Origin of the sequence: Peptoniphilus grossensis, assembly GCF_001940285.1 — a bacterium.
GTDB lineage: Bacteria > Bacillota > Clostridia > Tissierellales > Peptoniphilaceae > Peptoniphilus_A > Peptoniphilus_A faecalis.
The window spans coordinates 525,047-538,910 of record NZ_MJIH01000001.1; the positions used below are offsets into that span (position 1 = coordinate 525,047).

Here is a 13,864-nt window from a genome sequence, read left to right on the forward strand (position 1 = left end):
GCCTGAGCCCAAGTGGCTGACGAGGGGTAGAGTTATCGAATATCGGCGGATGCTCTAAAGGTTTCACAGCCTAAACATTTTACAAAAAATAAAAGCAATTTTATAACAAAATAGATGTAGTGAGTCTCTAATAAATTTGGAGGTAGAAATATGTGCGGAATAGTTGGATACATTGGAAAAAATAACGCAACAAAATTAGTGCTGGAAGGTCTTAAAAAATTAGAATACAGAGGTTATGACTCTGCGGGACTTTCTTTTATAAGAGATAATAAATTAATGACCTTTAAGAAAAAGGGTCGCATAAAAGTCTTGGAAGAATCCTTTGATCAAGATGAGTTTTCATCAAATATATCAATTGGTCATACAAGATGGGCAACTCATGGAGAGCCAAATGAAATAAATGCTCACCCTCACCTATCAAGTGACGGCAAAATTACCGTAGTTCACAATGGTATTATTGAAAATTACTTAGAACTTAGAAAGGATTTAATAAAAAAGGGTTATAAATTTCTTTCACAAACTGATACAGAAGTAATTCCAAATGTAATTGCCGATAATTATAAGGGCGATATTTTAGATGCCGTTTTTAAAGCAACTGAGATTTTAAAGGGTGCTTATAGCATTGGCATACTTGATGAAAAAGAACCTAATAGACTTATTGCTGTTAGAAATTCATCTCCACTTCTTTTTGCAATTTGCAAAGACGGGTATTTTATCGCAAGTGATATTACATCAGTAATTGAACATACAAATAAAATTATTTATCTTGAAGATGGCGATATAATAGATATCCGAGAAAATTCTTATACAATTTACGACAAAAACCATAAGAAAGTTGAAAGAGAAATAACTGAAGTAAATATTTCAGCAGCTGACGCATCTAAGGAAGGATACGACCATTTTCTAATCAAAGAAATTTACGAGCAACCTCGCGTCTTACGTGAAGTTATTTCTATCAAACACAATAATTATGTAATAAATCTCCCATTGGAAGGAAGTCTTTCACTTGAAGAATTAAAAAATATAAACAAGATTTATATAACTGCTTGTGGAACTGCCTTTCATGCAGGAGAAGCAGGAAAATATGCAATAGAAAATCTTGCAAAAATTCCAGTAATTTCTGAAATTGCTTCTGAGTTTAGATATAAGAATATGTTTGTAGATGACAAGTCCCTTGTTGTTTTTGTATCACAATCAGGAGAAACTGCAGATACTTTAGCTGCATTGAGAAAAGCAAAGGCTATTGGTGCAAAAACTCTTGCCATTACAAATGTAGTTGGATCATCTATTTCAAGAGAAGCTGACAAGGTCGTTTACTGCTACGCTGGTCCAGAAATTTCTGTTGCTTCAACTAAAGCTTACACTACACAAGTTATTTCACTTTACTTTTTAGCAATGGACATTGCACTAAAACTAAAGGAAATCACTCAATATCAGGTTAAAGATATAATTCAAAACATGGAAAAAATTCCATCTCAAATCGAAGAAATCTTAAAACACAAAGATGAATTTAAAAAAATTGCAAATTCTATTAAAGATGCAAAATCAATTTTCTACACTGGAAGATCTCTAGACTATATAACGGCAAAGGAAGGTGCACTAAAACTAAAGGAAATCTCTTATATTCACACTGAAGCCTTCCCTTCAGGCGAATTAAAACACGGTTCCATTGCCCTTATTGAAGAAGGCACACCAGTTATATCAGTAGCAACTCAAAGTTCTATTTTAGAAAAAACAATTTCAAATAACCAGGAACTCCTAGCAAGAGGTGCCACAGTTATTTCAATTGCAGAAGAAAAAAATAAGTTTATCAAGGACTCTTCTGATGTAATTATTGAAATTCCAGACACAATAGATTTATTAACACCTCTTCTTGCAGTAATACCTGAACAACTAATTGCATATTACGCTTCAGTCTTACTGGGAAATGATGTAGACAAGCCAAGAAACTTGGCAAAATCTGTAACAGTAGAATAATTATAAGAGCTGCCTTTGTGCAGCTTTTTTTAGTTTTCATAAGGACTTTTCGGGTATATAATATAAACGGAGTTGAAATTTATGAATGAATACATATACCTTTTCATATCCATTGTTGCACTTTACTTTTCCTATTTGTTTACACTTATAGAAAATGCCTATCTTGCCCTTGGACCCGTGAAAATATCAAAACTAGAAGACTTAGAAGTTAAAAATCTTACAATTATAAAAAAACTTGTTAAAAAAGAAAATATTTATTCTTCAACGCTTATTTTAGATTATTTTTCCAATTCACTTACTGTGATTTTTATGTCCCTATTTTTCTTTTTTAAATGGCATCATATTGGCATGATTTTTGGAATGATAATCTCCACAATAATTGTAATAATCTTTGGCGAAAGCTTGCCTAGAAATCTTGGCAAAAATAATTATGAGAAAATTGTACCGAAGTACGCAAAATTTTTAAAATACTTAATAGTTTTTATGCGTCCCCTTTCAATGCTAATTACATTTTTATCTCAAAATATTATAAAAATAATTATTAAGGACAAAAGTTATAAGGAACCAATAATTACAGAAGATGATTTAAAAGATGCAATGGATCTTAGCATAGAAGAAGGAATTATAAACAAAAATGAGTCCATGATGATTCAAAATGTAATTGGATTTAAAGATACCTTTGCTAAAGATATTATGACTCCAAGAACTGATATTGTGGCAATTGATATTGAAGATGATTATGACGAAATCATCGAAAAAGTTTCTGAATATTCTTACTCCAGAATGCCAGTTTATCAAGATAATTTAGATAATATTATTGGCATATTAAATGTTAAAGAAATCTTCCACATGGATAGGTCCAAAACTCTTACTGAAAACAAATCTTTTTTTAAAAAGCCTTTTTTCACCTACGAGTATAAACCTACGGGAACACTTTTTAATGAAATGAGACAGCACAAATTATCTGTTGCTATAGTCACTGACGAATATGGCGGGACTGAAGGCATGATTACCTTTGAAGACATAATTGAAAAAATTGTGGGACAAATTTCTGACGAATATGACACAGAAGAAGATGAAGATATAATAAATATTGCTCCCGGAAAATATTTAATCGACGCATCAGTTAATATAGACGAAATAAATCAAAAATTTGGAACAGAACTTGAATGCCAAGAATTTGATTCTCTCGGCGGATTTATCATAGAAAATATCGACAGGTTTCCAAAGCTAAATGAAGTCTTAAATATTTCCGATTTAAAATTCACAATAGCAAAGAAAACAAAAAATAGAATTGAAAAAATAATATTAGAGTTTCCACAAAAGGATTTATAAAAAAACTCCATAGTATAATTTATGTGGTGATATAATGGCAAAAGTATTAAATAATATAAAAGATGCAAAGGATTTAATGAACCTTTCATTGTTTACAGGTGCACTATTGATTCAAAATGGAGCGGAAAGTTATAGAGCTGAGGATACTATTGAAAGAATTTGCAAGTCTGTTTCAAATATTTCTAATGTGTCCGCCTATGCCCTTCCCTCTGCAATTTTTATTTCAATGGAATTTGAAGGCGAAACTCTTAGTAATTTTAGAAAAATTACTATTTCTGATACAAATTTATATAAAATAGATGCTGTAAATTCTTTTTCAAGAGAATTTGTCTCAAAAGATATCTCAATTAAAGAGGCTTATGATATTCTTTTTCAAATTGATGGAACAGAAGAAAATCCATTAAAGATTTATATTTCAGGTGGAATTGCATCCTCTTTCTTCTCTGTTTTATTTGGAGGAGGTATAAAAGATTTTTTTGCAAGTTTTATTATTGGAATTTTTATTTCAGTGATTCTTGAAAAATTAAGCTATTTTAAACTTTCATTTTTTATAAATAATATTATCTGTGCCTTTATTACATCAGTTCTTGCTATTGTATTTGTATATTTTGGCTTTGGTTCAAATATTGATAATATTATTATCGGCGTTATAATGCTTCTTGTCCCTGGTGTTGCTATAACGAATTCAGTTCGAGACATTATGAGTGGAGAGTTTATTACAGGTGCCATAACTATGATAAAAGCTTTTTTTATTGCACTTGCAATTGCCTTTGGAGTAGGTGTTGGATTAAAGATCATGAGGTTTATAATATGAGGATACTTATTCAGTTTTTTTTATCAATGCTTGCAACTTATGGTTTTACAATTTATTTTAAACTTCCCAAAAAAGTTAGACTTGTAACATCGGCTCTTAGCGGTTTCATATGGATTATCTATGAGTTATTATTTGATTTAAGTGAAAATTATATAGTTTCCTTTTTAATTTCATCATTTTTAATTGGTATATTTTCCGAAACTTTTGCAATACATTTTAAAAAGCCTGCCACAGTTTTTACTTTACCCTGTCTTATACCTCTTGTACCTGGTGCTGGAATGTATTATATTATGTATTATTTCATTGAATCCAATTATATATTGATGCGTGAACAGGTTATTAAAACAACTTTAACTACATCTGCACTTGCTCTTGGCATAGTTTTATCTCAAGGTTTAGTTAGAATAATAAGAGAAGTAATAAAAAGTATGAAAGATAAAAAAAGGTAATGCTTTTCCATTACCTTTTTAAAATAAACTTTGAATAATTTTACTTCCTGCTATTATAGTTCCAATTGATGACCCAAGATTGGCTAGTATTACAACTAATAATGCCTTTAAAAATTTGTTATGAAGCCAACTTTTTATATTAAAAATATCATCAGCAATATTATTTACATCTTCCACTGTTGGCTTTTTAAGGCTCGCTTCCACAAGACCAGCAAACCATCCACATGCCAGCATTGGATTTATCGATGTAAAGGGAGCCGCCACAAAAGCTGTAATTACACTAAGTGGATGAGGAAGACAGAGAGCTGTGAAAATAGCAGCAAGTATTGAATTAAATAAAAACCATGATTTAATCTGCTCAATACCGGTGTCCATATTTTGTTTAAATCCAAATGCAATTAAAAGAACTATTAAAATTGGAATTAACCAAGGAACAATTTTCCCCATAAAAGATTTTGGTGGAACTTTATTAAGTTCATCTACATCTTGTTTTTTAAAAACTTCTTCTTCAACTCCAGGCGTATGTGCAGCACCTAGTATTGCAATTACTTTTTTGCCAGGAGCATTTTTAATATTATATGCCAAATACTTGTCTCTTTCGTGTAAAAGAGTCGCCGCAATTTGAGGATAATCTTTCCCCATGTCTTCAATTGCAAGTTCTAAATTATCCCTTTCTATTAACCTTTGTAAATCCTCTTCAGATACATCTTCATCTTCATCCATTGCCATTAAAGAAAAAAATAATTTTATTTTTTCAAAAAATCCCATCTTTCTCCAAATACGCATAAAAGTAGTTTGAATACTTCTATCTGCTAGAACTAAATTTATTCCAAACTCTTCTGAAGCTTTTATCCCTTCAATCATTTCTTGACCAGGTTTAGTTTTTAACTTTTTTGCAATATTTTTTTGATATGATGAAAGAATTAAATTAGCAATTAATAGTGTAACCTTCTTTTGTTTAATTATGTCTATAATATTTGTATTTTTCCAAGCATCGGGGTTTTTTAAATTTTCATACCTTTGTTCATCTAGTTCAATACATATTGAATCTGGATTTTCTTTTCTAATAGTTTCTTTAACTAGTTCAGCACTTTCTTGAGATACATGAGCTGTAGGTATTAAAATTATCTCCTTGCCATTGTAATCTATTCTAATTAATTTATCCTTCATTTTTCTCCTAAATTTAAGAGTTATTCTCTTTCTTCTGTCAAAGTATAAGTCTCGCCATTTACTCTATTATAATAAGTGGTGATAAGTTTTTTATCTTCAGTTTTTTCACTCATAATAGTTTTATCAAAAACTTTTAAAGTGCTAATGCCCTTTTCTGTAACAATTTTAAAATTTTCTAGATAATTTACAGATGAATTTAAAATATCTATGCAAAAAGCATTTAGTGTTTTAAAATTATTTTCTTGTTCATATTTTTCCTTATCGATGGCGTTTATACCTGCATTCTTTTCCGAACTCAATATTTTTATATTTTCATTTTCGCCAAAAACATTTTCATATATAGAAAAAAAATCTTCTTCCTCTTTTAATATATTTTCTTTTTCTTCATTTAACTGTGAAAATTTTGAGGTTTCATTTAATAAAATAGATTTTAGCATATAATTATCTCCATTTTTTAAATAATCAATAATCCCTAAATTTTCATAAGCTTTAAGATTGTGTTTTGCTATATTTTTATTTAAATCATAATTATAATATGAGTTTAAAATAAACTGAATCATAATTAGATTGGATTTTATATCCTCTTCCGTTATATTATCTTTAATAAAATTTCCCTTTAAGGGCTTATAATCATATAGTTTTCCATTATCTATATTATAAAACTCATTAAAATTATTTTTACGAAAAGAAATCAAGGAATCTATTATTCCTTTGTTCATATTATCAATCTCTAAAGTTTTATCTTTTATAATGTCAAATTTATCTATTTCATTATTTATAACTTTAAGTTTTGATTTTCTATTATTGTTTTCTTGACTTAAAGTCTTGAACTTTTCTTCAGCTTTAGTTTTTTTCTCCAACAACAAAGAGTTTGCCCTTGATAGATTAAAGTATGAAGATTCAGTAGCTTTTAAATTAGAAAATCCAAGAAAGGAAAGGATTGTAGAAAAAATGATGAAAATAACTGATAATACAATATTTTTATTTTTGTTCATTTTTATCACTCTTTTCTAAAGCTTTTAATATTCCAAGATTTTTATAGTAATTAGAAACTCTTTCTTGAATAAAATCGTTTAAATAAACTAGATTTTCAGAATTTAATTTTCCAGTCTTATAACCCTTTCTCTCAATTTCTTTGTAAATATTTAATAAATTGTTTACATCTGAATAAATCTCGCTGAGAGAAGATGTTTCATCATTTATGTAGTAATAAATACTTGAGCTATATATTGAAGCATAAAAAATCAAGACATTGAGTTCTTTAGAATTTTTATTTAATCCTAAAATAGTTTTTACAAAACCATTAGAATTTTCCACCAAGGATTTTATATTAATCTCATTATAAATATTCTCGTGTTTGTCTAAATTTGATTTGCTGGAAAGTTCTAAAAAATCACTTACAGATTTATCGTAACCTTCTTTTTTATAAATATCTGAATCAAAATAACCTCCATAGGCAATAAGTCTCTCTTTTATTTCAGAAATTATTTTTTTATTTTTATCTAAATAATCTTTTTTTAATCTATTAATTTCTTCAGATTTATTTGATTCAAATTGATAGCCATATTTTTCATAAAATTCCTGTGACTTTAAATTAAATTCAATTTCTAGGGCATCTATATTTTCAGTGATGCCCTTAGATTTATTTTCAATAGAATTTATTTGCTCTTCAATTTTTTTATTCTCAGAAATCAATTCTGTAGAATATTTTTTGTTAGCAAAGGAGTATATAAAAAAATCAGAGATAAAATAAAAACTATAACTGAAAAAATATAAAATATTTTATACCTGTTTTTACTAAACATTTCTCACCTACATTTTTTCGAGAAAAATATCACCCTTATTTGTTTTTTGAAATTTGTGATCTATTCCTTTTATAATTAAATAGGAAATAAAAAGAGAAATTATTCCCATAATAAGTGACATTAGTTCAATGTTTTTCATAAACATTTTACTCATTAAATAATAAGAAAGTGTAATTGTAAACATAAATAAAATTAAAGGAATTCCATATACTATAAACTTATATGAAAGTATGGATCTATCCCTAGTTTTAATTTTCACAACATCACCAACATCAGCAGATAATGTATTTGGAAATTCAAAAAGTTCCTTCTCTGATTCAGCACATTTTGCACTACAAGACTCACAACTTTCTCCGCAAGCACTTTCTCTAGTAAATTCAACAAAAATTTTATTGTTCTTTTTTGCCTTAACAATTCCAAAACTTTCCATTATATCACCTTTTTATTTTTCTTCTAATACCTTAATATGAACTTCTTCAAGTTGCTTTTCTGTAAGAGATGTTGGCGCACCAGTTAATAAACAAGTAGCTGCTTGAGTCTTTGGAAAAGCTATTACATCTCTTATGCTATTAGCTTTTGTAAATAGCATTACAAGCCTATCTAAACCGTAAGCAAGCCCTCCATGTGGCGGTGCTCCATATTTAAAAGCTTCTAATAAGAATCCAAATTTTTCCTCTGCTTCTTCTTCAGAAAGTCCTAAAGCTTCAAACATTATCTTTTGAATTTCTGGATCATTTATTCTAATGCTTCCTCCTCCCATTTCATCACCGTTGATTACAATATCATAGGCCTTAGCTCTTGCGTTTTCTTTGTCTTTAGTTAATTTATCAAGATCTTCATCCATTGGGCTAGTAAATGGATGGTGCATAGCAACATATCTTTGTTCTTCCTCATCATATTCAAAAAGAGGGAACTCCGTTATCCATGTAAGTTTAAAATCATCTTCATCTATAATATCCATATCCCTTGCAATTTTATTGCGAAGATTTCCAAGTCCGCTATACACTACTGAATTTTTATCTGCTAAAATTAAAATTAAATCGCCTTTTTTTGCATCAAAAGCCTTAATAATTTCATTCATTTTTTCTTCTGATAAGAATTTTGCAACTGGAGATTCGATTTCATCCTCAACTCTAATCCACGATAAGCCCATTGCCTTATAATCTTTGACAAAGGATTCTAATTTTTTAACTTGCTTCTTTGAGTAAAAGTCACTTCCTCCATCAACTTTAATGCCTCTTACGCTTTTTCCCTTTTCAGTGTTTCCTTCAAATACTTTAAATCCGCAGTCTTTAACTATATGAGAAATGTCGTGAAGTTCCATTCCAAATCTTAAGTCTGGCTTATCGACGCCAAATCTGTCCATAGCTTCAGAATATTTCATTCTCTTTATTGGAAGTTCAATATCTTTATCTAAAATTTCTTTAAATAATCTTTGTAAAAATTTTTCGTTAATTTCCATTACATCTTCTTCAGTTACGAAGCTAAGCTCCATATCAATTTGAGTAAATTCAGGTTGTCTATTTGCTCTTAAATCTTCATCTCTAAAGCATTTTGTTATTTGAATATATCTATCAAAGCCTGCAACCATTAAAAGTTGTTTCATAAGTTGTGGAGATTGAGGTAGTGCGTAAAATTTACCTGGATTGACTCTACTAGGCACCAAGTAGTCCCTTGCTCCTTCAGGCGTAGGTTTAGTTAACATTGGAGTTTCAACTTCAATAAATCCATTCTCATAAAAAAAGTCACGAGTTATCTTATAAATTTTAGAACGAATCATGAGATTTTTCTGCATACTTGGTTTCCTTAAGTCCAAAGTTCTGTATTTTAATCTCATATTTTCAGAAACATTGTCATTGTCTTTAACATAGATCGGTGGAACTTCAGACTCACTTAAAATTTTAAGTTCACTTGCAAGAACTTCAACTTTTCCAGTTTCAAGTTCTTCATTTATTGAAGATCTCATTCTAACTTTACCCTTGACAGCAATTACAAACTCACCACGAAGATGAGATGCCTTTTCTAAAAGTTCATCACCAGATGTGTCGTCAAATACTATTTGTGCAATTCCACTTCTATCTCTAAGGTCTACAAAAATAATTGAGCCAAGAGATCTTTGCTTTGCAACCCAACCCATTAATGTGACTTCATTTGAAATCATTTCTTCTGAAATCTCATTGCAGTAATTACTCCTTTTGAGACTTCCCATTTTTTCAGCCATATTTCCTCCTAAAAATTAAACTCCAAGCCTCAAATGGTTTGGAGCTTAGTCGTTAACACTATAAAACGATTTGCGATTTATTTAATTAAATGTTTCTCATAATCTCTAATTTAATTATAAAACAAGGTCTTTTAAAATTCAACTTTAACAGATTCTGTTGTCTATTCTATTGGAAAATCCTTTAATATCTTTAACCTTATTATCATTTAAAAGTTTTTCTTTTGCAAACTTTGCACCTTTATCCATTCCTTGACAACCTGCAAGTAAAAGTACATCTCCATTTTTTGATAGATCTATTGAATTATTTATAGCTTCTTCTAGAGTATCATAAATTTTGCACTCAATATTATTTTCTTTTAAGATTGATTTAAAAATATTTAATTCATCTTCTGTAACTTTGTCCTTTTGCTTGACAGTATCTTTAGATAAAGTTGCAGATAGATTTTTTGGTCTTAATATTTTAATCCACTTAACTAATCTTTCTGTGATTTCTCTATTGACTTCTACACCTCTATTTCCCCTTATTGCATATAATATGTTTAAATTATTATATTTCATCATTTTAAGAGTTTCCATAGTGGCGTCAATATTTTTTTCATTTGCAAAGTGATCGTCTAAAATTTTAAAATCTTCGTCGAAGATTAACTCGAATCTCCTTTCCACGCCTTTAAAATTTTTAAGGGCATCTTTAATTACATTTTTCTCAATTTTTAGACATAATGCCACAATAATAGCGACTACAGAATTCATTACTGAAGAATATCCAACAGAACCAAGTTCAACATAAATGCTAGATTTTCTTATTGTAAAATCTTTTAATTCTACATCCCTGTTAATATTAAAAATATATTTTCCCTTGCCTGTAGATAAATCTAAATTAGAAATTCCAAAATCCGCATTTTCATTTTCCAAAGAAAAAGATAATACTCTTGCCTTAGTTTTATCTTTTAAAGAGTAAATCATTTCATCATCTGCATTTAAAATTGCAATAGCGTCACTTTTTGCATATCTAATAAGTCTTGATTTATAGTGGAAATATTTTTCAAAACTTCCATGTTGATCTATGTGTTCTCTGCCAAGATTATTAAAAGTAACTATATCAAAATCAATATTTTTATCCCTAAAAAGTTCTTGTGCTGATGATGAAACTTCCATTGTAACATCTGTGATGTTTTTATCTAGCATATCTCTTATATAAGATTGAAGAATTAGAGATTCTGGAGTAGTAAGAACTGAGGGGATCTTTACATCAGCATATCTTGTTAAAACTGTTCCTATAATTGCAGTATTTCTTTTATCTTCTTTTAAAATAGAATCTACCATAAAGGCTGTAGTCGTCTTGCCATTTGTTGCTGTAATTCCAATTACTCTAACTTCCTTTGATGGATCTTTATAAAAATTTGTCGCCATGTCCGCCAAGGCAATTCTAGAATTTTGAACTTTTATTTGATTTATGTCAACATCAACAAAGTTTTCTACTACAGCAATTTCTGCACCTAATTTTTTTGCCTTTTTAATATATTTGTGCCCATCAGTTATATATCCCTTTATGGCAACAAAAATAGCATCTTCTACTACATCATCCGTATGAAATGCTATCTTTTTTATTTCTTTATTTTCATCTATTTTAAAATTTGCATCAACAATGTTTATATTTTTAAAAATTTCGCTTAATTTCAAAATTATCTCCTCGTTAAATATTCTTCAAGATTTTTAGAATTTAACTTTCTATTAAATTTTCCCCTTGAATCTAAAATTTTTGTGCTGGCTCCAAGTCCAAATCCAATTATATTTTCGAGTTCCTCCATCATTACAATATTGTAGATTGAAGAATAACCTTTTTTTGCATATCCAACATTTTCTGAACTTATAACTGATTTTTTCTGCCTATATATATAATAAGGCTCATAACTTGAGTTTAACATAAGAGTTTTAGATTCCCTCAAGAGATCGCTGTAATCTTCTTTATTAATATAATTATTTTCAAAAAGTTTTGATCCATTTTTTAGTGCCAAAGTATGAATTGTAATGTTTTCTGGAGAAAATTCTATTGCTTTCTTTATAGAATTTAAAATGCTTTCTTTACTTTCGCCAGGTAATCCCATTATTAAATCCATGTTTATAACATCAAAACCAATTTCCCTAGCCTTATCAAACCAATACTTAATATTTTCATTTGAAGTTCTATTCAATTTATTTATTACATTTTCGTTAAAAGTTTGTGGATTTAAAGAAATTCGATTAACTCCATTGTTCTTTAACATTTCTAAAATTTCAACATTAAGGCTGTCAATTCTTCCACACTCAACTGTAAATTCCTTTGTGTTTTTAAATTTTTTTAAAATAACATCGATAATTTTCTCTAAATTATTAAGTCCAATTGATGTGGGAGTTCCTCCACCAATATAAAGGGAATTAGGCTCACTTAAAAAATCTAATTTGTAGTTTTTTATATCTTCAATTAAGTTTTTTGTGTATAAATTCATCTTTTCCTTGTTCTCCACAGTTGTGTCAAAGGAACAATAAAGACATCTACTTGGACAAAAAGGTATGTGAACATAAACATTGTAATTTTTTGTACTTGAATTATTTCTAACTTTTTCCTGATTCTTATACACTCTATATAAAAAATCTATGTCTTCTCTATTTATTCTATATTTATCAAATAAAATTTTTTTTGAATTCTCATAGGAATTACTTTCAAATACTTTTGAAATAAGCTTTAAGGGTCTTACACCAGTTAAAGTTCCAAAGCTGCTATCAAAATCTTTATAATTTGAAAATAAATCAAATAAAAATCTCTTTATAATAAAGTGTGGACTTTCTCCTTTTATTATTAATTCTTCACTTTCTTTAATTCTATTTCCAAGAACCTCAATATAAATAACTTTTTCTTCGACTTTTATTTTTAAATCAATATCTAATTTTTTATAATCCTTTGGAAGTTTCATCCTAAAAAATTCAAAAATCGACTTTTTTAGTCCTTCACTCTCATTTTCAATTGTAATCATAATCTTTTCAAATAAGGATTTGACATTTTTTCATAGACCATTTGTGATTCCGCACCGTGCCCTGATAATATATAAATTTCATCATCAAGTTCCTTGAGTCTTTTTAAAGATTCAATCATAAGTGAAGGATCAGATTCAGGAAAGTCTGTCCTTCCAATGGAACCATTAAACAATGTATCTCCTGCAAATAGATAATTTTTAAAAAGATAGCAAACAGAACCAATTGTATGTCCTGGAGTTGCAATAACTTTTATTTTATCATTAGAAAAAGGAATTTCATCTCCATCTTCTACAAATACATCTACATTTGAAGCCTCAATTTGAAGTCCAAAGGCTGATTCTCTCACTTCCTTTGGGTTCTCCAAAAAGTTTTTATCGTTTTTGTTTAGATATACTGGTGCATTAAATTTTTTAACCAATTGAGCTACTGCTCCCACGTGGTCAAAGTGACCATGTGTAAGCAGTATATATTTTATATTTAAGTCATTTTTTTCAATTGCTTCAATTATATTTTCGCTTGAACCACCAGGGTCAACTACAAAAGCATTTTTATTTTCGTCAAAAAGAATAAAACAATTTTCCTGTAATTCTCCAACAACTAATTTAATAATTTTATATTCCATAATTCACCTAAAATTCCTTATTAGAATCCAATAAAATTGTAACAGGACCATCATTAATAAGTTCCACATCCATATTTGCACCATATTCTCCATGAGAAACTTTTATATTTAATTTTTCTAGCTCCTCAATAAACTTATTGTACAAAAGAATTCCATCATTAAATTTTGCAGAACGAACATAACTAGGCCTATTCCCTTTTCTTGCATCTCCATATAAAGTAAATTGACTGACTACAAGAATTTCTAATCCATAGTCTAGTAATGATTTGTTCATTACACCATCTTCGTCATCAAAAATTCTAAGCTTTATAACTTTTTTTATAATATAGTCCAGATCTCTTTCATCGTCATTAACTTCTACTCCAAGGAGCACCATTAGTCCCTTATCTATTTTTGAAATAACTTCTCCCTTTACAGATACGCTGGAACTTTTTACTCTTTGAACTACTGCTCGCATTT

General features: G+C 28.8%; 13 protein-coding genes. 4 read left to right on the forward strand and 9 right to left on the reverse strand.

Translation table 11 applies throughout. From position 1 onward, the window contains the following. The first annotated feature begins 150 nt into the window (after positions 1-150). The 4 genes from glmS to BIV18_RS02500 all read left to right on the forward strand — a co-directional run bounded on the left by glmS (position 151) and on the right by BIV18_RS02500 (position 4,575). The gene (glmS, locus tag BIV18_RS02485; protein WP_075659148.1) at positions 151-1,977 is read left to right on the forward strand and encodes a glutamine--fructose-6-phosphate transaminase (isomerizing); all 1,827 of its coding nucleotides are present in this window, start codon (positions 151-153) and stop codon (positions 1,975-1,977) included. A gap of 81 nt (positions 1,978-2,058) precedes the next feature. Then, entirely contained in the window at positions 2,059-3,312 is a 1,254-nt protein-coding gene (locus tag BIV18_RS02490) for a hemolysin family protein (protein ID WP_075659149.1), read from the forward strand. A 34-nt stretch (positions 3,313-3,346) separates the two neighbouring features. Continuing rightward, entirely contained in the window at positions 3,347-4,126 is a 780-nt protein-coding gene (locus BIV18_RS02495) for a threonine/serine exporter family protein (RefSeq protein WP_075659150.1), read from the forward strand. Then, complete coding sequence (locus BIV18_RS02500) at positions 4,123-4,575, forward strand: threonine/serine exporter family protein (protein WP_075659151.1); 453 nt, start codon at positions 4,123-4,125, stop codon at positions 4,573-4,575. The genes BIV18_RS02495 and BIV18_RS02500 overlap by 4 nt, the downstream gene beginning before the upstream one ends. A gap of 18 nt (positions 4,576-4,593) precedes the next feature. Here BIV18_RS02500 and BIV18_RS02505 read toward each other — a convergent pair whose 3' ends face one another. The 9 genes from BIV18_RS02505 to dtd form a co-directional block, all read right to left on the reverse strand. Then, the gene (locus BIV18_RS02505) at positions 4,594-5,745 is read right to left on the reverse strand and encodes a TraB/GumN family protein (protein WP_075659152.1); all 1,152 of its coding nucleotides are present in this window, start codon (positions 5,743-5,745) and stop codon (positions 4,594-4,596) included. A gap of 20 nt (positions 5,746-5,765) precedes the next feature. Beyond that, positions 5,766-6,740, reverse strand: a complete 975-nt coding sequence (locus BIV18_RS02510) for a hypothetical protein (RefSeq protein WP_075659153.1) — start codon at positions 6,738-6,740, stop codon at positions 5,766-5,768. Next, positions 6,727-7,440: a hypothetical protein gene (locus tag BIV18_RS02515; protein WP_235860770.1), complete on the reverse strand. Its 714-nt coding sequence runs from the start codon at positions 7,438-7,440 to the stop codon at positions 6,727-6,729. Before BIV18_RS02515 ends, BIV18_RS02510 begins: the two co-directional genes overlap by 14 nt. Before the next feature lie 117 nt (positions 7,441-7,557). Then, positions 7,558-7,980: a SoxR reducing system RseC family protein gene (locus BIV18_RS02520; RefSeq protein ID WP_075659154.1), complete on the reverse strand. Its 423-nt coding sequence runs from the start codon at positions 7,978-7,980 to the stop codon at positions 7,558-7,560. A 12-nt stretch (positions 7,981-7,992) separates the two neighbouring features. Further along, the gene (gene aspS / locus BIV18_RS02525; protein WP_075659155.1) at positions 7,993-9,771 is read right to left on the reverse strand and encodes an aspartate--tRNA ligase; all 1,779 of its coding nucleotides are present in this window, start codon (positions 9,769-9,771) and stop codon (positions 7,993-7,995) included. 144 nt (positions 9,772-9,915) lie between these two features. Further along, complete coding sequence (locus BIV18_RS02530) at positions 9,916-11,451, reverse strand: Mur ligase family protein (RefSeq protein ID WP_075659156.1); 1,536 nt, start codon at positions 11,449-11,451, stop codon at positions 9,916-9,918. A gap of 2 nt (positions 11,452-11,453) precedes the next feature. Next, complete coding sequence (gene hemZ / locus BIV18_RS02535; protein ID WP_075659157.1) at positions 11,454-12,782, reverse strand: coproporphyrinogen dehydrogenase HemZ; 1,329 nt, start codon at positions 12,780-12,782, stop codon at positions 11,454-11,456. After that, positions 12,779-13,405, reverse strand: coding sequence for an MBL fold metallo-hydrolase (locus BIV18_RS02540; RefSeq protein WP_075659158.1), 627 nt, complete (start codon positions 13,403-13,405; stop codon positions 12,779-12,781). Before BIV18_RS02540 ends, hemZ begins: the two co-directional genes overlap by 4 nt. Positions 13,406-13,412: 7 nt before the next feature. After that, positions 13,413-13,862, reverse strand: a complete 450-nt coding sequence (gene dtd / locus BIV18_RS02545; RefSeq protein WP_075659159.1) for a D-aminoacyl-tRNA deacylase — start codon at positions 13,860-13,862, stop codon at positions 13,413-13,415. Between the last annotated feature and the right edge of the window lie 2 nt (positions 13,863-13,864).